This is a genomic window from Amycolatopsis sp. NPDC102389 (assembly GCF_044765885.1).
In the GTDB taxonomy this organism is placed as follows: Bacteria; Actinomycetota; Actinomycetes; order Mycobacteriales; family Pseudonocardiaceae; genus Amycolatopsis.
This window is the reverse complement of the sequence record NZ_JBIWKX010000024.1, coordinates 1-18,014: the sequence shown is the minus strand read 5'-3', so window position 1 is coordinate 18,014 and position 18,014 is coordinate 1. Positions and strand designations below refer to the sequence as shown.

18 protein-coding genes and 1 rRNA gene are annotated in these 18,014 nt (G+C 66.8%); 6 read left to right on the top strand and 13 right to left on the bottom strand.

Annotated features, from left to right (window positions below):
- The first annotated feature begins 57 nt into the window (after positions 1–57).
- Together ACIRGA_RS21055 and ACIRGA_RS21050 are read left to right on the top strand one after the other, a co-directional pair.
- The gene (locus ACIRGA_RS21055; protein ID WP_400943275.1) at positions 58–1,398 is read left to right on the top strand and encodes an ABC1 kinase family protein; all 1,341 of its coding nucleotides are present in this window, start codon (positions 58–60) and stop codon (positions 1,396–1,398) included.
- A 142-nt stretch (positions 1,399–1,540) separates the two neighbouring features.
- Positions 1,541–2,452: a hypothetical protein gene (locus tag ACIRGA_RS21050; RefSeq protein ID WP_400943521.1), complete on the top strand. Its 912-nt coding sequence runs from the start codon at positions 1,541–1,543 to the stop codon at positions 2,450–2,452.
- 6 nt (positions 2,453–2,458) lie between these two features.
- Here the strand turns inward: ACIRGA_RS21050 and ACIRGA_RS21045 are convergent, their stop codons facing one another.
- The 6 genes from ACIRGA_RS21045 to ACIRGA_RS21020 form a co-directional block, all read right to left on the bottom strand.
- Positions 2,459–2,638: a hypothetical protein gene (locus tag ACIRGA_RS21045; protein WP_400943272.1), complete on the bottom strand. Its 180-nt coding sequence runs from the start codon at positions 2,636–2,638 to the stop codon at positions 2,459–2,461.
- Positions 2,635–3,504, bottom strand: a complete 870-nt coding sequence (locus ACIRGA_RS21040) for a class I SAM-dependent methyltransferase (RefSeq protein ID WP_400943269.1) — start codon at positions 3,502–3,504, stop codon at positions 2,635–2,637. The genes ACIRGA_RS21045 and ACIRGA_RS21040 overlap by 4 nt, the downstream gene beginning before the upstream one ends.
- Before the next feature lie 102 nt (positions 3,505–3,606).
- Positions 3,607–3,864, bottom strand: a complete 258-nt coding sequence (locus ACIRGA_RS21035; RefSeq protein WP_400943267.1) for a hypothetical protein — start codon at positions 3,862–3,864, stop codon at positions 3,607–3,609.
- Entirely contained in the window at positions 3,861–4,244 is a 384-nt protein-coding gene (locus tag ACIRGA_RS21030) for a WhiB family transcriptional regulator (RefSeq protein ID WP_007033873.1), read from the bottom strand. Before ACIRGA_RS21030 ends, ACIRGA_RS21035 begins: the two co-directional genes overlap by 4 nt.
- A 167-nt stretch (positions 4,245–4,411) precedes the next feature.
- Positions 4,412–4,678 (bottom strand): hypothetical protein, encoded by a 267-nt coding sequence (locus ACIRGA_RS21025; protein ID WP_400943264.1) that lies wholly within the window; start codon positions 4,676–4,678, stop codon positions 4,412–4,414.
- Between the two features lie 216 nt (positions 4,679–4,894).
- Positions 4,895–6,982, bottom strand: coding sequence for an ATP-dependent DNA helicase UvrD2 (locus ACIRGA_RS21020; RefSeq protein WP_400943262.1), 2,088 nt, complete (start codon positions 6,980–6,982; stop codon positions 4,895–4,897).
- A 63-nt stretch (positions 6,983–7,045) separates the two neighbouring features.
- Between ACIRGA_RS21020 and ACIRGA_RS21015 the strand changes: the two genes are divergently transcribed.
- Positions 7,046–7,774, top strand: coding sequence for a DUF4191 domain-containing protein (locus tag ACIRGA_RS21015; RefSeq protein WP_076168932.1), 729 nt, complete (start codon positions 7,046–7,048; stop codon positions 7,772–7,774).
- Between the two features lie 104 nt (positions 7,775–7,878).
- Positions 7,879–8,832 carry a hypothetical protein gene (locus tag ACIRGA_RS21010; protein ID WP_400943260.1) on the top strand — a complete coding sequence of 318 codons (954 nt, stop codon included), beginning with the start codon at positions 7,879–7,881 and terminating at the stop codon, positions 8,830–8,832.
- 63 nt (positions 8,833–8,895) lie between these two features.
- Here the strand turns inward: ACIRGA_RS21010 and ACIRGA_RS21005 are convergent, their stop codons facing one another.
- Positions 8,896–9,381: an RDD family protein gene (locus ACIRGA_RS21005; protein ID WP_400943258.1), complete on the bottom strand. Its 486-nt coding sequence runs from the start codon at positions 9,379–9,381 to the stop codon at positions 8,896–8,898.
- Positions 9,382–9,553: 172 nt separating this feature from the next.
- Between ACIRGA_RS21005 and glnA the strand changes: the two genes are divergently transcribed.
- Complete coding sequence (glnA, locus tag ACIRGA_RS21000; protein ID WP_005167524.1) at positions 9,554–10,978, top strand: type I glutamate--ammonia ligase; 1,425 nt, start codon at positions 9,554–9,556, stop codon at positions 10,976–10,978.
- Between the two features lie 90 nt (positions 10,979–11,068).
- Here the strand turns inward: glnA and ACIRGA_RS20995 are convergent, their stop codons facing one another.
- From ACIRGA_RS20995 to ACIRGA_RS20975, 5 genes are all read right to left on the bottom strand, one after another.
- A complete protein-coding gene (locus ACIRGA_RS20995) occupies positions 11,069–11,503 on the bottom strand; it encodes a thioesterase family protein (protein WP_020633826.1) in 435 nt (144 codons plus the stop codon).
- A 129-nt stretch (positions 11,504–11,632) separates the two neighbouring features.
- The gene (locus ACIRGA_RS20990) at positions 11,633–14,605 is read right to left on the bottom strand and encodes a bifunctional [glutamine synthetase] adenylyltransferase/[glutamine synthetase]-adenylyl-L-tyrosine phosphorylase (protein WP_400943255.1); all 2,973 of its coding nucleotides are present in this window, start codon (positions 14,603–14,605) and stop codon (positions 11,633–11,635) included.
- 108 nt (positions 14,606–14,713) lie between these two features.
- A complete protein-coding gene (locus ACIRGA_RS20985) occupies positions 14,714–15,832 on the bottom strand; it encodes an anion permease (protein ID WP_400943518.1) in 1,119 nt (372 codons plus the stop codon).
- 105 nt (positions 15,833–15,937) lie between these two features.
- Positions 15,938–16,693, bottom strand: coding sequence for a type 1 glutamine amidotransferase (locus ACIRGA_RS20980; protein ID WP_400943253.1), 756 nt, complete (start codon positions 16,691–16,693; stop codon positions 15,938–15,940).
- Positions 16,694–16,781: 88 nt separating this feature from the next.
- Positions 16,782–17,234, bottom strand: coding sequence for a rhodanese-like domain-containing protein (locus tag ACIRGA_RS20975; protein ID WP_400943251.1), 453 nt, complete (start codon positions 17,232–17,234; stop codon positions 16,782–16,784).
- 107 nt (positions 17,235–17,341) lie between these two features.
- Here ACIRGA_RS20975 and ACIRGA_RS20970 point away from each other — a divergent pair, with 107 nt between their 5' ends.
- A complete protein-coding gene (locus ACIRGA_RS20970) occupies positions 17,342–17,788 on the top strand; it encodes an Lrp/AsnC family transcriptional regulator (protein ID WP_400943249.1) in 447 nt (148 codons plus the stop codon).
- A gap of 135 nt (positions 17,789–17,923) precedes the next feature.
- Here the strand turns inward: ACIRGA_RS20970 and rrf are convergent.
- Positions 17,924–18,014 (bottom strand): 5S ribosomal RNA (rrf, locus tag ACIRGA_RS20965); the annotation flags it as partial.

Genomic DNA, 18,014 nt, shown 5'->3' with positions numbered 1-18,014 from the left:
ACACACACTCCCACAACAGGCTGCGCGGGCGGAGTGAATCAAGGCAGAATCGCGAGGGTGACCGACTCCCGCAACGCCGAGGACCGTGAAGGCGCCATCCCCCGCAACGGGGCCGCGCGAACGGCGAAGCTGGCCAGCATCCCACTCGGCATAGCGGGACGGGCGGTCGGAGGCTGGGGCAGGCGGCTGACCGGGCAAAGCGCCGAAGAGGTCAACGCGACGCTGTCGGCCAAGGCGGCTGAGCAGCTCTTCGAGGTACTCGGCACGCTCAAGGGCGGCGCGATGAAGTTCGGCCAAGCGCTGAGCGTCTTCGAGGCCGCGGTGCCGGACGACATGGCGAAGCCCTATCGCGAGGCCCTGACGAAGCTTCAGGCCGCCGCGCCGCCCATGCCCACACGGCAGACCCACCGGGTCCTCGCCGAGCAGCTGGGGCGTACCTGGCAGCAGCGGTTCGCGGCCTTCGACGACGAGCCCGCCGCGTCCGCGAGCATCGGCCAGGTCCACCGTGCGACCTGGCACGACGGTCGCGAAGTCGCCGTCAAAGTGCAATATCCCGGTGCCGACGACGCCTTGCGGAGCGACCTCCGACAGCTGCAGCGGTTCAGCAGGCTGTTCCAGGCCTTCGTGCCGGGGACCGAGGTGAAACCACTCCTGGCGGAACTCGCCGAGCGGATGAACGAAGAGCTCGACTACCAGGCGGAAGCCCAGAATCAGCGTGCTTTCGTGAAGGCGTTCGAAGGTGTCCCCGGGTTCCTGATCCCCCGCGTGGTCGCCAGCGCGCCGAAGGTCGTCGTCACGGAGTGGGCCACCGGGACCCCGCTGTCGAAGATCATCGCCGGCGGCGACAAAGAGGCACGGGATCGCGCGGGGCGTCTGCTCACCGAATTCCACTACTCTTCGCCGGAACGGGCCCGCCTCCTGCATTCGGACCCGCACCCCGGCAACTTCATGCTGACCGCCGACGGCAGGCTGTGCGTCATCGACTTCGGCGGGGTGTCCCGGCTGCCCGAGGGGATCCCGCAGCACCTCGGCGAGATGACCAGGCTGGCGCTCGACGGCGAGTCCGCGAAACTCATGCGGCTGCTCAGGGAGTCCGGCTTCATCCGGGCCGACGCGGATCTGCGGGCCGACGACGTGCTCGCGTACCTGGCGCCGTTCACCGAACCGCTGGCGGGCGACACGTTCCACTTCACCCGCCGCTGGATGCAACGGCAGGCGGGCCGGGTCGGCGACACCCGCGGCCGCGACTTCCGGATCGGCCGCTCCCTCAATCTGCCGCCCGAGTACCTGATGATCCACCGGGTGACCGCCGGATCGACCGGCATTCTCTGCCAGCTCGACGCGGAGATCCCCGCCCGCGCGATCGTCGAACGGTGGCAACCGGGCTTCGCGGCCTGAGAAGTTATCCACAGGGAATCTCGCGACTGAGCCGAAAAGGGGCTCGCCCGGGCGAGTTGTCCACAACTTCGCGGAAGTGGTTCCACCCGGTCGGAGCAGCGGTCATTCTCGATTCATGACCATCACACGAAGCGCCCGACTCATGGCGCTCAGTAACACCAGCGAATCCGGGATCGTCACCAGCCGCGAGCTGCGGAAGGCGGGCGTCACCGCGCGTTACGCCGCGAAGCTCTGTGGCCCGGGCGGCCCCTGGCGAAGGCTGCTGCCGGGCGTGATCCTGTTGCGCGACGCCGCGCCCACCCGGTTTCAGCTGTTGCAAGCCGCTGTCGCGCGGTTCGGGCCGGACGTGGTGGTGACGGGCGTCGACGCGCTACGCGCACGCGGCGTCGACTGCCCGGTGACACGGGAGGTCCATCTCCTTGTCCCCGACTACCGACGCGTGCCCGCGGAGCCCGGCATGCTGCCGCGAAGAACCACCCGGATGCCGCCGCCGACCTTGATCGACGGTGTTCCGTTCGCCCCGCCGGCCAGGGCCGCGCTCGATCTGGCCCGATTGGAGCTCGATCCCACACGAATAAACGAGCTGATCGCGCTTCCGCTGTATTGGGGTCTCTGCACGCTCGAGGAGCTCAGCGAGGAGCTCGATTCCGGCAATCGGCGGGGTTCAGCCGCGGTCCGGGCGGCCTTGCGGCGTCTCGATCCCGAAGAGACGTACGCGCATGGGCTGGCGAAGAAGGTCCTCAGCGGCTGCCCGCTGCCCTCGCCGTCGTGGAACACGACGCTCTGCGACAGACGAGGGCGGCCCATCGGCACAGCCGATGCCTGGTGGGACGACATCGGCATGGCGTGGCAATTCCGTGCCCCGAAACAGGGCGCCGCGAACTTCCATCCGCTGGCGCTGACCGCGACCGGCACCGTGCTGGTCCGCTGCACCATCGACCAGCTGAAGAAGACCCCGCTGGAAGTCGCGGCCGAGCTCGTCAGGGCGTTCGCCGAAGCGGCGCGGACACCGAGGCCGAAGGTGCGCACGATCGGCCGGATCGACGCCGCCTGAGGTGGTTCACCAGTACTCGTCCGGCAGCTTTCCCTCGATGTCGCGGGTGTGGCGGCGAGCGCAGGCGGGGCACAGCCAGCGCACGACGTCCTTCTCGCGGGTGGAAACCCAGGCGAGCGTCTGCGCCGGCTCCTCGTCGACGCCGCGGATCCGGCCGCACAACGAGCAGCCGACCGGGTCGCTCACGACCGCCGTCCGGTGTGGATCGTCTTCGCTCCTTGCAGGAACAGGTCCTGGCGTGTGCCGAGGAAGGCGGGATTCGCCGGATCCACCAGCGCGGCCACGGTCTCGTGGTCGTCATCGCCGAGGCGGTCGCCTGCCACCTCGTTGAGCCAGGTCAGCCGCTCGACGATGAACTCGCGCAGCAGTTCCGGCCCGGGCGCCGGATGGTGGATGAGCACACCGAAGGAATCGACGTCGGCGAGGCCGGCCCGCTGCAGCGCGATGTTCCAGCCGTAGGGCATGGAAACGGAGCCGGGGATTCCCGCCCGCATCTCGGCGAACCACTCACCGCGCGCGGCGAGCAACCTCTCCTCGAGCCCGGGCCGGCCGATGCCGAGATCCCAGGGAAGACAGTTGAAGTCCAGGCCACCCTCGCAGATGGCGACCAGGCCGCCGGCGCGGGCGAGCCGGGCGAGGGTGTCGATGGCCGCCTGCTGATCGGGCAGGTGATGGACCACGCGGGAAGCCCAGACCAGATCGGCGGGAGGAAGCTTGGCGGCCAATCCGTCATCGGCCACGTCCGCGTGGACCGTCTCGACGGCGGCCCGATCGCCGGCGGCCGCACGCACGACGCGGCTCGCTTCGGCGAGCAGATGTTCGGTCGCGTCGACCAGCACGATCTTGGCACCGACGGAGGCGAGCTCCTCGGCGAAGAGCACGCTCATCCCGCCCGCGCCGCAGCCGACGTCGAGGATGGTCGGGCCATCCGGCATGCCCTCCAGCAGCCGCCGAGCCGCCGCCCGCATCGGCTCGGCGTCGAGCGCCTCGGCCATGCGAAGCGATCGAAGCCGATCAGCCCAGTCGATGTCGTCATGCGTGTGTACGGCCATTCCCCCAGTGAACACCAACCCGAGCCACGCCACGCCCCAAAGGGAGCGGGGGACCTTTGCTACCACCATGCGGTAGCAAAGGTCCCCCGCTCCCCCGAGTGGTCAGACCTGATGGCGTTCGGCTCGCCGGGTCGCCCAGCGGGCGACCTTGGTCCACCTGCGTGCGGCGCGCGGGCCGCTTCGAGCCCGCTGCGCGCGGACTCCCTCCTCGAGGTCTCGTATTCGGGCCCTGGACAGTTCTTCATAAAGCAACATTTCGCTGGTCTCCTCGACCTTGATCTCGTTCAATTTGGCCGGCGCGAGAGTCCGGTGACCTGTCCGCGCCTCGTAATCCCTGGTGGTGATGAGTTCGACGGTCATGCCGCAGCGCTCCGCTCGACCTTGCGCGCGACGGGGCGAGCCTCGGCGGCGGGCTCGACGACCGGGTTCTTCCGGGGGCGGCCACGGGGCCGCTTCCGCGCGACGACAACGCCACGCTCGAAGATTTCGCCACCCCAGACACCCCACGGCTCACGCCGCGAAAGGGCACCCGCGAGGCAAGCGGAACGGACCGGGCAGTCCGCGCAGAACGCCTTCGCTCGCTCGAGCTCTGCCGGCGACTCGGCGAACCAAAGGTCCGCGTCGCCCGAACGGCAGGGAAGCATCGACTCAGGAGAGTCGATGGCGTCGAGCAGGTCGACGACTCCGGCGTCGGCGAAAGGCAGGGCCTCCCCCGGCGCGAAAGCTATGGCCGATGACATAAGTGCACTCCTCTGTCCCGTAACGGATTTCGTACTCACGGTGGAACTGGACAACGCTGAACCCCAATTAGGTTGTGCAGCCAACTTGTTTGTGCAGCAAAAAACACGAAGGCCGCGGATCCGGTAACCGGTTCCGCGGCCTTCGTGAGCCTCTGATCCTGACTAGGTCAGGAACTTCGCTCCCGTTGGGACAACGGAACACGGAACTGCTTGATGACCGGCAGATCGACGCCACCGTTCACGTACGCTCCACCGAGGGCGGCAGCGTGCGTGAAGGTTTTGTCAGCGGCGATCCAGCTCAGGTCGAAACGCTGGGTGCCGCGGGCGGCGAGGATGCTCACGGGCATGAAGGTGCCCTGGCGCTGAGCCTGCGGGACTTCCGCGACGCAGGACAGACGGGTGCCAGGGTTCGTGAGCATCATGTTGATCGTCATTTCACCGGCACCACCTTTCTCTGTCGCGCGCGAACCGCCCTGCGGTCTACGCTGTGTTGTAGATGTTCTTCCCCAGTCCGGGCTCTTCCCGCCCGGTACCTGCAGGTTATTGCCCCCGGCCGCACCGGGGCAACTTATTTTCCAGAAAATCCGTCGAAGTTGCGAAGATCGGCTCTGAGCAGCAGGTTCGCCGCGTGGATCATGCCTGGCACGCGGTCAAGACTCCACCGAGGCCCGTACGACGTCGAGAACCTCCGCCCCGAAGCGTTCGAGCTTCGTCGCGCCGATCCCGGAGATGGCGCACAACGCCGTGTCGTCGGTCGGCCGCTGCTCGGCGATGGCGACCAGCGTCGCGTCCGTGAAAACGACGAAGGCCGGCACCTTGAGCTCACGCGAGCGTTCCCCCCGCCAGGACTTCAGCTTCTCGAGCAACTGCTCGTCCACGTTGGACGGGCAACGAGAACATCGCCCCAGCTTGATGTCGAGTGTCTCCAGCAACGGCCCGCCGCATACCCGGCACCGGGCCTTGTTGCCGGACTGCTTCGGCTGCTGTGAGCGGGCGACCCTCGCCGCCGGGTGGTCTTCGGGGATGAGGCCGTAGAGGAAGCGGCTGCGTCGTCGATTGCGACGATTTCCCGATGTCCTGGCCAAAGCCCACGAGAGCGAGAGGTGCTCTCGCGCTCGAGTGACGCCGACATAGAAGAGACGGCGCTCTTCTTCGATGGCCGCGTCATCACCGTCGGCGTGGAGGATCGGCATCGTCCCCTCGGCGAGCCCCACGAGGAACACGGCGTCCCATTCGAGACCTTTCGCCGCGTGAAGCGAGGCCAAGGTGACGCCCTCCACCGTCGGCGGATGCTGCGCTGTCGCCCGCTGTTCGAGCTCCGCCACGAAACGCGGCAGATCTGCGTCGTCGACGGTGGAAGCCAGCTCCTCGGCCAGCTCGACGATCGAGAGAAGCGCGTCCCACCGCTCTTTCGCCGCGCCTCCGGCGGGCGGCTGGTCGGTGAGCCCTACCTTCGCGAGCACGGAGCGAACGCGGACGACCAGCTCGCCGGTGTCGGCGTCGGTCGACGCCATCCTCAACGCGGACATCGCCTGCCGGACCTCCGCCCTGGCGAAGAACCGCTCACCACCACGAACCAGGTACGGGATACCCACCTCGGCCAGAGCCTGCTCGTAAGCCTCCGACTGGGCGTTGACGCGGTAGAGCACTGCGATCTCGCTGGCGGCCACTCCGCTGTCGAGCAGATCGTGGATCCTGCGGGCGACAGCCGCGGCCTCCGCGGTCTCGTCGTCATACTCGGCGAACCGCGGGGCCGGCCCGGACGGGCGCTGGCCGATCAGTTTCAACCTCGACCCCGCAGGACGGCCACGCGCGGCACCGATCACTTGATTGGCGAGAGCCACGACCTCCGGGGTCGACCGGTAGTCCCGCTCGAGCCTCACGACGGTCGCCTCGGGAAACCTCCGCGTGAACTCCAGCAGCGGTCGAGGGGAAGCACCACCGAACGAATAGATGGTCTGGTTGGCGTCGCCGACGACGGTCAAGTCGTCGCGACCGCCGAGCCAAGCGTCGAGCAATCGCTGCTGCAGGGGGGTGACGTCCTGATACTCGTCGACGACGAAGCAGCGGTAGCGCTCGCGGAACTCCTGGGCCACAACCGTGTGCTCCTCGAGGACGGCGGTGGTGTGCAGGAGCAGGTCGTCGAAGTCGAGCACCTGGGCGGCGTTCTTGACCTTCTCGTAGTTGCGGTAGACCTCCGCGACCTGCGACGAGGGGGCCGGTGTGTCCCGCTGCGTACGCGCGGCGACCGCCGGATAGTCGTCCGGTGATACCAAAGAGGCCTTGCTCCACTCGATCTCACTAGCGAGGTCGCGTAGGAGCTCCGTCTCGGTGCCGAGCCCGGCCTTGTTAGCGGCTTGGCTGATGTAGCGGAACTTGTTCTCGAGGAGCTCCCACGGCCGGTCCCCGACCACCTGAGGCCAGAAGTAGCGCAGCTGACGACGGGCGGCGGCGTGGAAGGTGAGCGCCTGGGCGGCGTCGACACCCAGACCCCGGAGGCGCGTGCGCATCTCGCCCGCGGCGCGAGTCGTGAACGTGACCGCGAGAACCTGACCAGCGGCGACGTGCCCGGAACGGACCAGGTGAGCGATGCGGTGCGTGATCGTCCGAGTCTTGCCGGTCCCCGCTCCCGCGAGGACACAGACCGGCCCCCTCGGCGCGCAGGCGGCGGCGCGTTGCTCGGGGTCGAGCCCATCGAGCAGGCCTGGACGACTCTTCGGGGACGATGCGCTAACCACGCCCCGATCCTCGCAGAGGGCCCGACGGGATCGGCGCAGGGCACGCGGCCGTATCCTGGTCACATGGCGGGAAAGCAGGACAAGGAAGCAGCGAAGCTGGCCAAGAAGGAGAAGCGTGCCGCGAGCAAGGCTCGCCGCGGGCAGATCTTCGAGGCCTTCAAGATGCAGCGCAAGGAAGACAAGGCGCTCATCCCCTGGATGGCCGGATCGCTCCTGGTCATCACCGGTGTCGTGTTCGGCATCGGGTTCATCTTCGACGTCCACTGGGTCGTGCTGCCGCTGGGCATCCTGCTCGGCGCGCTCGCCGCTGTGATCATCTTCGGCAGGCGGGTTCAGAAGACCGTGTACTCGAAGGCCGACGGGCAGCCCGGCGCCGCGGCCTGGGCACTCGAGAACATGCGAGGCCGTTGGAAGGTGACGCCGACCGTGGCGGCCACCACCCAGCTCGACGCCGTGCACCGGGTGCTCGGCGGCCCGGGTGTCGTGCTCGTCGCCGAGGGGGCGCCGCACCGCGTGAAGTCCCTGCTCGCGCAGGAGAAGAAGCGTGTTTCCCGCTTGATCGGTGAGACCCCGATCTACAACGTGATCATCGGGAACGAAGAGCAGCAGGTGCCGCTGAAGAAGCTTCAGGGCTACCTGATGAAGCTTCCCCGCAACCTCAAGCCCGCCCAGGTCGACGCGCTGGAAGCGAAGCTGGCCGCCCTCGGCAGCCGCGGCGCGGCCATGCCCAAGGGCCCGATGCCCGCCGGCGCGAAGATGCGCAACGTCCAGCGCACCATCCGCCGCCGCTGACCAAACGAGTATCAGGGGTCCTTTGCTACCGCTAGGTGGTAGCAAAGGACCCCTGATCCGTCTTCGGGCGAAAAACTGTCGGTGGGTGCTCGCATGATCACTGTGTGGACAGAACTTCGAGCGCACGGCAGAAAGTGCTGGCAGCGATGTTCCCGGACGGCGTGGCCGCCCGGGCGAAACTCGTCGCCCTGGGGTACTCACACTCCTCGATCTCTCGGCTTTGCCGAGAAGGCGGACCGTGGAGACGTCCGATACCCGGCGTCATCCTCCTGACCGACGGCACCCCGACCAAGCGCCAGCTCATGAAGGTCGCCCTGACCCACGCGGGCCCGGAGGCGATGCTCACCGGCGTGCAGGCCGCCAGGTTGTACGGAGTCCGAAGACTCCCGCCAGAAAGACGTGCGCACACCTTGATCCCCCACCGGAGCAAAGTGGCCACCTGGGGATTCGCTGTCGTTGAGCGAACGATCCATCTGCCCGAACCAGTGGAGATCGACGGACTGCCTGTCGCTCCGCTCGCCAGGGCCCTGATCGACGCGGCTCGGCGTATGGACGAACTCAAGTCGGTGCGGGCCATGATCCACGACGCGGTCAATCGCGGTCTCTGCACTCCGGAGGAGCTTCGAGACGAGCTGGCCCAAGCCAGCACGATCGGCTCCGCACTCCCTCGGATCGTCGTCAACGCCCTTCAAGACGGGGTCGACTCCGCCGTCGAGCAGTGGCTGGAGTCCGTACTCGAGCGCAGCAGCTTGCCCAAGCCCGCACGGAGGGCAGAGCTGCGGACTTCAGACGGAACGCTGGTCGGGGTCGCTGACGCCTGGTGGCCGCAGGTCGGCGTCGCCTTGCAGGTCCGCTATGACGAAGTCTCTCTTGAACCGGACAAGCTGCCCGAGACACCGGCCCTGGTCGCTCCAGGCCTGATCGTCGTCCAGGTAAGTCCGGCTCAGCTGCGTGACGAGCCGCTGGTGGTGATCCAGGATCTGCGAACCGCGCACCAGCACGCACGGCAACGACCGCCTCCGGATCTCGGGAGCGTTCCTGCGGTACCGGCCGCCTGACCACGGCCGGTCCGGCGGCAGCTTCCTCCGGCGAGAGCAAAGGTCCCTTGCTCCCCTCCGAGGTCATCGCATGCGGATCACAACGGTTGCGGTCAGCCGGTCGAGCCAGCTTCGGCCGTCGATGTTGCGGATCGCCGCCGGAATGATCACGAACGTCAGTGCCGCCCGCACGACCGCACGCCACACTCCGACCATTTGCGCGCCGTCGAGCCGGGCAACGCGGATGCCGACCACTGCCATACCGGGGGTGAAGCCGAAGAAGGCGGCGGGAATGACCGTGATCGCCGCCCAGACGCCGACCGACCAGAGGTTGAAGGTCTGCATGACGGCCGGATCCTGAAGGCTGGGCGTCACGAAGAGTGTCGTGACCAGCGAGGCGAGAACCAGATCGACGATCAGCCCGAGAAGGCGTGCGCCGCCGCCCGCCACCGAGCCGACACCCGATTGGGGCAAGCCGAGTCGCTCACCACGCCACCGCTGCGTACCCTCGCCACCGGCCGTCGTCCCATCACCGGCTCCGGGCAGCCATTCTCCGGTCCATCTCGCCACCCATCCAGGGTATGCCGGTGGCGCGGGCCACATTCGCCCTGGTCGACTACCCGATATCGCCGCCCCGTTAACACCGGCGAAACATACGGGTGACGGTCGGGCAACACCGCGCTCTTAGCGTGAGCCGAAGAGAGTACTGCCGCCGGCAACGAACGAGAAGGAGTCACCGAGGGTGCCCACTACTCCAGACGACATTCAGCGCCTTATCGCCGACGAGAACGTAGAGGTCGTCGACGTCAGGTTCTGCGACCTGCCCGGCGTTATGCAGCACTTCACCGTTCCGGCGAAGGCGTTCAACGAAGAAGCCTACGAAGAAGGCCTGGCCTTCGACGGCTCCTCGGTGCGTGGTTTCCAGTCGATCCACGAATCCGACATGCTGCTCCTCCCGGACCCCGAGACTGCGCGTATCGACCCGTTCCGCAAGGCGAAGACGCTCTCGCTGAACTTCTTCGTGCACGACCCGTTCACCCGCGAGGCGTACAGCCGCGACCCGCGCAATATCGCGCGCAAGGCCGAGCAGTACATCTCCGAGTACGGCGTCGCCGACAACGTGTTCTTCGGCCCGGAGGCCGAGTTCTACATCTTCGACTCGATCCGGTTCGACTCGGCCGAGCACGCCTCGTTCCACGAGATCGACTCCGTCGAGGGCTGGTGGAACACCGGTGCCGACGTACCGGGCGGCAACCAGGGTTACAAGACGAAGTTCAAGGGCGGCTACTTCCCCGTCCCGCCGGTCGACCACTTCGCCGACCTGCGCGACGAGATCGTCCGCAACCTGCAGGGCTCCGGTTTCGAGATCGAGCGTGCGCACCACGAGGTGGGCACCGCCGGCCAGACCGAGATCAACTACAAGTTCAACACGCTGCTGCACGCTGCGGATGACCTGCAGCTGTTCAAGTACATCGTGAAGAACACCGTGTTCGCCGCCGGCAAGACCGCGACCTTTATGCCGAAGCCGCTCGCCGGTGACAACGGCTCAGGCATGCACTGCCACCAGTCGCTGTGGAAGGACGGCACACCGCTGTTCCACGACGAGTCGGGGTACGCGGGCCTGTCCGACACCGCCCGCCACTACATCGGCGGCCTGCTCAAGCACGCGCCGAGCCTGCTGGCCTTCACCAACCCGACCGTCAACTCGTACCACCGGCTCGTGCCGGGCTTCGAGGCCCCGGTCAGCCTGGTGTACTCGCAGCGGAACCGGTCGGCTTGTGTCCGTATCCCGATCACGGGCAACAACCCGAAGGCCAAGCGCGCCGAGTTCCGGTGCCCGGACTCGTCCGGCAACCCGTACCTCGCGTTCTCGGCGATGATGATGGCCGGTCTCGACGGCATCAAGAACAAGATCGAGCCGCCGGAGCCCATCGACAAGGACCTCTACGAGCTTCCGCCGGAGGAGGCCCAGAACGTCAAGCTCGTTCCTGGCGACCTCGGCGCGGTTCTCGACACGCTGGAAGCGGACCACGACTACCTGCTCGAGGGTGGCGTGTTCACTCCCGACGTGATCGACACGTGGATCTCCTACAAGCGTGAGAACGAGATCGACCCGCTGCGGCTGCGCCCGCACCCGTACGAGTTCTCGCTGTACTACGACGTGTGATCGTGCGGTAGGAAACACCGAGAGCACGCCGGTGGTGAGGTGCGAAAGCGCCCTCACCACCGGCGTTTCTTTTGGGTCTTCGCGGTGCCGCTACTCCGAAGTGGAGAGAACCTTCAGATCGACGCCCGCTCGCTCGATGCGGCCACGCGGGTCATCCACCAGCTTTCGCCGCTCGAGATCCATCAGCCCCAACGTGCACGTGATCTCCGCGGAGAGGGTGCCGTCGACTTTGTAGATGTTCGAGTCCATGTGGAAGGTCTTGCCGGTGCCGAACTTGGCGTCGCAAGTCACGTCGACGACATCGCCTGCCCGAAGCTCACGCCGGAACACGATATGGGACTCGAGCAGCACGAAGGCGAGATTCGCATCACGCATACCGGAGTTGAGGCCGCCGGCGAGCTCCATCAGCTCGAGTCTGGAGACCTCGCCGTACGAGTGATAGACGGCGTGGTTGAGATGGCCAAGGGTGTCCAGCTCGTAATGACGCACCTTGATCCGGGTGCGAAATGGCTCGCGCACAGTCACCGGACCACTGTAAGCGCCACTCACCGTCCGCGAGGCCGAGTGTGAGCAAGGGACCTTTGCTCACGCCTGGTCCGTTCCGGGCAAGCGATAGCAAAGGTCCCTTGCTCACTTACCGCAGGTCAGAGCGGGTCAGTCCTGGTAGAAGAGGGTCTCCACGACCGCATGGGCACGTCGGGTCGTCCGCCGGTAGGCGTCGAGGAACTCACCTGGATCGTCATCGGCCGAGTAACCGAGCACCCGCGCGACCGCGGCCAGGTCTCGGCCGGAGCTCGGGATCTCGTCGACAGCCTTACCGCGGACCAGCATCCCGGCATTGCGAACACGCGTCGCCAGCAGCCAGGCCTCGGTCAGGGATTCGATCTCGGCGGGCTCCGCGAGCCCCGCCGCTGCCGCGGCTTTCAGCGCCTCGATCGTTGACGTGGTCCGGAGCCCCTCGACTTCATGCCCGTGGCGCAGCTGCATGAGCTGTACGGTCCATTCCACGTCGGCGAGCCCTCCGCGCCCGAGCTTCGTGTGCCGTGTCGGGTCGGCGCCCTTGGGCATCCGTTCCGTCTCCACTCGGGCCTTGATCCGCCTGATCTCCCGCACCCGAACCGCGTCGAGGCCTGCTTGCGGGTATCGAATGGGGTCGATCATCTCGATGAACCGGGCACCGAGGTCCTCGTCGCCGGCGATGAACCGGGCTCGGAGCAGCGCTTGCGATTCCCAGACCTCCGCCCAACGACCGTAGTAGCTGCGGTAGGACTCCAGGGTTCGCACCAACGGGCCGCTCCGCCCCTCCGGACGGAGATCGGCGTCGACGACCAGCGCAGGGTCGGGACTGGGGGCACCGAGGATCTTGCGCACCGTCTCGGCGACCGACGAAGCGAACTTAGCTGCTTCGGAGTCCGACACGCCTTCCGCCGGCTCGCACACGAAGAGAACGTCCGCGTCGGATCCATAGCCGAGTTCGGCTCCGCCCAGGCGCCCCATACCGATGACGGCGATCTTTGCTGGGGTCTGGCCGAGCTCAGCCTGCCGCTGGCGAAAAGCAGCGGCCAAGGCACCTTGAAGCACGGCGACCCACACGCTCGACAACGCCGCGCAGACCGCTGGGACGTCCAGCAGCCCCAGCAGATCTGCCGACGCGATTCGCAACATCTCGTGACGGCGGAGCGATCTCGCGGCTGCGACCGCGGCGTTCAAACCCGGCTGCCGCCGCACCGCGGCTCGCAGCGAGGTGGCCACTTCTGCCGGGGTGCGACCGGCCAGTCGCGCGGGATCACCGAGCAGCTGCAGGACCTCGGGCGCTCTCGCCAGCAGATCGGGCACCAGTCGTGAGGTACCCAGCAGAAATGCGAGCCGCTCGACGACCGCGCCCTCGTCCCGGAGAACCCTGAGATACCAAGGCGTTTCTTCGAGCGCTTCGGAGACCTTCCGATAAGACAGCAGACCGCGGTCAGGGTCCGGAGTGTCGGCGAGAAGGTCCAGCAAAACCGGCAGCAGAGCCTGCTGGATGGCCGCCCGACGTGACATTCCCGCGGTCAACGCCTTGATGTGCTGCAAGGCGCCGTCCGGAGCGGCATAACCGAGCGCGGCGAGACGGCTCTCTGCCTGTTTCGTGGTCAGCCGTAGCGCTTCGGTCGGCACGTTCGCTACAGATTGCAGCAGAGGCCGGTAGAAGAGTTTTTCATGAAGCCGTCGGATGCTCTGCAGGTGGCGGCGGAACTCTGCCTGCAGTACGTCCCCTTCACTTCTACCCCTGGCCGGCCGCACACCGCTCGCTCTCGCGATCGTTCGCAGCTCGCTGACGTCCGAAGCAGCAGGGAACAGGTGCGTGCGCCGCAGTCGGCGAAGCTGAAGCCGATGCTCGATGGTCCGGAGAAACTCATATGACGAGGCCAGCTCCGCGGCATCCTTCCGGCCGACGTAGCCGCCGTCACCCAGGGCGGCGAGTGCGTCCAACGTGGACGGAGAACGCAGCTCCGGGTCGATCCGGCCATGGACCAGTTGCAGCAACTGCACGGCGAACTCGACGTCGCGGAGGCCTCCTCGCCCCAGCTTCAGCTCCCGCTCGGCGTGTGCGGAGGGCACATGCCCTTCGACGCGGCGCCGCATCTTCTGGACTTCGGGGACGAAATTGTCCCGATCGGCCGCTGCCCACACTTTCGGTGCAACCATCTCCGCGTACTGACGCCCGAGCTCGGCGTCGCCTGCCACTGGCCGCGCCTTGAGCAATGCCTGGAATTCCCAGGTCTTGGCCCACTTCTGATAGTAGGCGGCATGCCCATCCAGGGTTCGGACCAAGGCACCCGCCTTGCCCTCTGGACGCAACGCCGCATCGACCTCGAAACAGGCCTTGCCGACCACGCGCATCATCGTGCTGGCCAGCCGCGTGGAGACCGACAGATCGCCATCTCCGACGAAGATGACGTCCACGTCGCTCACATAGTTCAGCTCTCGACCACCGCATTTGCCCATCGCGATCACGGCCAGCCGGCCCTCGATACCGGCACCCACCTCGGCCTCCGCGACCAGCAGGCCCACCGTCAGTGCGGCCTCAGCCAGCGTGGTGAGCTGGGCTCCGATCTCGGCATAAGGAGGCTGCCGAAGGCCAGCTTCAACCAGATGCCCGAGGTCGGCCGCTGCGATTCCGAGGAGCAGCTCGCGATAGCCGACGCGAAGAGCCTGCTCCGATTCAAGCCCGGTGAGCAGTTCTCCTTCCGGCCGTAAGTGGTCGAGGAGACTACTCACGTACTGATCCGGCTCGGTGCTCTTTTGTCCTTGGAGGGTCTTCCAGCAGCCGGTGTTCGCGACCAGGAAATCCGCGAGGGCGCTCGAGGTGCCCAAGACGCCGAGCATTCGGCCGCGGAACGTGCGATTGGTGCGGAGTGCCTGGTCGAGCTCACTCCAGGCGGCAGGGTCGGCTTCCCTGATCCGGTCCAGGCCGCTCAGGGCGAGATCGGGGTCCGCCGCACGGGAAAGTGCCGACAACACGTCGGCGGCGGAGCCATCCGGGCCGGATTCGGTCCACCAACCGGCAGCACGCAGCTGCCCGTCGGCACGGGGATCAGTGAAGCCGTACCTCGCCACGGAAGCGGTCGGCCTGGCGCGCTCAACCATCGACTTCCACCGTAGTCGCCCTTCCGCCGGTGGCCAGACGGACGCGCAAGGGAGCAAGGGACCTTTGCTACCGCCTCAGCTCGGCGGTAGCAAAGGTCCCTTGCTCCGCTAGGCGGCGATCCTGCCGACTTCCTGTTCCGGAACGGGCGGGGCGGGGCTGGTGAAGCTCCCTGCGTTGACGGGGCTCCGCCGTGACAGAAGGTAGATCCCGATGCCGATCGCGAGGCCCGCGACGCCGACGGCGATCGTCCCCACCGTGCCGGTCGAGGTCACGAGGCCGGCCCCGGCACCGACGATCGCGGCCGCCGGAAGTGTGAACAGCCAGGCGATCACCATGCGGCCGGCCGTGCGCCAGCGAACCGGTGACTCATGCCTGCCCACACCGGAGCCGACGATGCCTCCAGAGCAGACGTGAGTCGTCGACAGCGGAAAACCGAAGTTCGTCGAGGCGAGGATAACGGCCGCCGAACTGGTCTGCGCGGCGAAGCCCTGCGGGCCATCGATATCGGTCAGGCCTTTACCCAGTGTGTAGGTGATTCGCCAGCCACCCAGGTATGTGCCGAGCGCTAGCGCCAGCGCAGCACTGACGATCACCCAGAGCGGCGGGCCGGCCCCGGCGGGGAGGGCTCCGGCGGTGATCATCGTCAGGGTGATGACGCCCATGGTCTTCTGCGCGTCGTTCGTGCCGTGGGCGAGCGAGACCAGCGAAGCCGAGATGATTTGACCGACTCTGAAGCCCGCGGTGCGGCCGCGGCGGACGAACAGCCGGTAGACGAAGTACGTCACGACCATCGCGAAGAGACCGGCCAAGACCGGCGACACCGCCGCTGGAATCAGCACCTTCTCGACGATCTTTCCGAAATGGACGGAGTCCGTTCCGGCCGACACCCACGTGGCGCCGATCAGCCCTCCGAACAGCGCATGGGACGAGCTGGACGGCAGGCCGACGAACCAGGTGATCAGGTTCCACACGATCGCCCCGACCAGACCACCGAAGACGATCGCCGGGCCGATCTTGGTGTCGTCAACCAGTCCATTCGAGATGGTCTTGGCCACCTCGACAGAGAGGAAGGCTCCGACCAGGTTCAGGACCGCGGAAATCGTCACGGCGACCTTGGGACGCAACGCCCCGGTGGCGATCGACGTCGCCATCGAGTTGGCCGTGTCATGGAACCCGTTTGTGAAATCGAAAATTAGGGCCGTGACGACGACGAGCACGACCAACAGTGAGGGCTCCACCCCGACCTCCGAACCCTTCGAAACTCCCCTCGCAAGGTACCTGACGGCAAGACCTGAGTGTTAACAACCCATACGTATTTGAGACATAAGTCGTTAAGCCATCGGCAATGTACGTTGACGGTCCGCAGCCGGGGCGAGGTCACCGGACACCAGTCGGACGAAGCGATGGGCGAACGGCCGCCAGGTTTCGGTGATATCGGCATGCACCTTGGCCAGGTTTTCCGGGGTCAGTACGTCCGGCCGGGTGAGTTCCGCCATTTCCGGCGACTGTCGCGCCCAATCGAGGACGACATCCGGCGTCGTCTCGATATGGAACTGGACACCGTAGGCACAACGGTCGAATCGGAAGGCCTGGTGGGCATACCGCGGCGAGGAGGCAAGAAGCTCGGCGCCCGCGGGCAGTCGAGTGATCGCGTCGTTGTGGAACTGCAGGACGTCTTGCATGAGCGGCAGGTCCGCGAACAGCGGGTCGGTCCACGCAGCGTCCTTCTTGGACACAAGCCCCGGGCCGACCTCGGGCCCTTGATCGCCCGTGCCGACGCTGCCGCCGAGTGCCACGGCCAGGAGCTGACTACCGAGGCAGATCGCCAGCGTCGGGATCCGCGCTCCCGCGGCTTTCGAAAGAAGCTTCCGCACGTCCGCGAGCCACGGATGAGCTTCGTCGTCGTTGGCGCCCATCCCGCCGCCAAGGCACACGACACCGCTGTACCCGTCAAGGTCGGCGGGGAGTGTCTGACCGGGCAGCAACCGGATGTCGAGCTCGGCGCCTGCCTCAGTGAGCCAGTCGCCGAGAGGGCCGATCGGGTCTGATGCATCCGGCTGGATGACGAGCAACTTGGGAGCGGTCACCTCCCCAGCCTACGACCGCACCGAGAGCAAGGGACCTTTGCTACCGCTCCAGGGCAGGGCGGTAGCAAAGGTCCCTTGCTCCCTTTCGTCAGCAGGCGCAGCGCGGGGTGGGTGCGGAGGTGCTGGCGGGTGCCGGGGTGTCTCGGTCAACGAGATAGCCGGCTGCTTGCCAGGCGGTGATGCCACCGGACAGGCGTTTGACCTTGAAGCCGAGTTCCGCGAGTTTCAGGGCCCCTTTGGTCGCGGCATTGCAGTGGATGCTCTCGCAGTAGCAGACGTAGACGAGGTCACGGTCCAGCTCGCTGACGGACTCGGGTGTCATGTCCCGGTACGGGAGGTTGATCGCGCCGGGAATACGAGCAGACGCGAAGGCTTCGGGGGCTCGGGTCTCGACGATCACGTACCCGCGCCGAGCGCCAGACGTGAGGTCCTGAACAAGGTCGTCCGGGTCAACCTCAAGAGCGAGCTCGGCGCGCAGGTGCGCGGCCACGGCCGCGCTGTCCAGGGCCGGAAACGTCAGTACGCGGGGTTCGGTCGTCATGGCTCCATCCTGGCGATCAGTGATCCTCCGCAACATCGGAGATTCCAGGACTTGGCGGCGGTTAGCCTAAAGATTCCTGGCGGGTATGACGATCGACCTGGAGTTCTGTGAACCTCGATGATCTCGACTGGCAGCTGCTCGAACTGCTCCAGTCCGACGGCCGGTTGACCTATTCGGAGCTCGGCCGGCGGGTGTCGCTGTCCGCGCCCGCGGTGACCGAGCGGGTTCGTCGGCTTGAGGAGAAGGGGGTCATCACCGGGTACTCGGCAAGCGTCGATCTGACGAAGCTCGGGCTTCCGATCGAGGCGATCGTCCGGGCGAAGGTGCGCAGCCTCGACACGGCTCGCTTCCGCGAAACCATTCTCCCGCTACCTCAGGTGCTCGACGCCGACCACGTCACGGGTGACGAGTGCTGGCTGGTGCGGGTTGCCTGCCGGAGCACGGCGGAGTTGGAGGAACTCGTAGAGCGGATGCAGCGGTTTGGCGAGACGACCACTTCACTGGTCTTCTCGTCGCCTGTGCGCCGGCGCGCGGTCGGCCGAGAGTGCTGCTGAGTGACGCCGCGGGGGAGCAAGGGACCTTTGCTACCAACTACCCACTCGGCGAGGGCAGGGTATGAGAAAAGGGTCCAGGTCCCGGGAGAACTCGTGGTTCTCGACCGGGGCCTGGACCCTTCTTTTCTAATGTTAGTCCGGCGGTGTCCTACTCTCCCACAACCCTTCGGTTGCAGTACCATCGGCGCTGTCAGGCTTAGCTTCCGGGTTCGGAATGGGACCGGGC

Excerpts from the sequence above, each read along its gene's own strand:
- ACIRGA_RS21040 (WP_400943269.1), bottom strand. The coding sequence starts at position 3,504 with ATGGCCGTACACACGCATGACGACATCGACTGGGCTGATCGGCTTCGA.
- ACIRGA_RS21015 (WP_076168932.1), top strand. The coding sequence starts at position 7,046 with ATGGCGGGAAAGCAGGACAAGGAAGCAGCGAAGCTGGCCAAGAAGGAG.
- ACIRGA_RS20990 (WP_400943255.1), bottom strand. The coding sequence starts at position 14,605 with ATGGTTGAGCGCGCCAGGCCGACCGCTTCCGTGGCGAGGTACGGCTTC.
- ACIRGA_RS21030 (WP_007033873.1), bottom strand. The coding sequence starts at position 4,244 with ATGTCATCGGCCATAGCTTTCGCGCCGGGGGAGGCCCTGCCTTTCGCC.
- ACIRGA_RS21050 (WP_400943521.1), top strand. The coding sequence starts at position 1,541 with ATGGCGCTCAGTAACACCAGCGAATCCGGGATCGTCACCAGCCGCGAG.
- ACIRGA_RS20975 (WP_400943251.1), bottom strand. The coding sequence starts at position 17,234 with ATGACGACCGAACCCCGCGTACTGACGTTTCCGGCCCTGGACAGCGCG.
- ACIRGA_RS21035 (WP_400943267.1), bottom strand. The coding sequence starts at position 3,864 with ATGACCGTCGAACTCATCACCACCAGGGATTACGAGGCGCGGACAGGT.
- ACIRGA_RS21025 (WP_400943264.1), bottom strand. The coding sequence starts at position 4,678 with ATGACGATCAACATGATGCTCACGAACCCTGGCACCCGTCTGTCCTGC.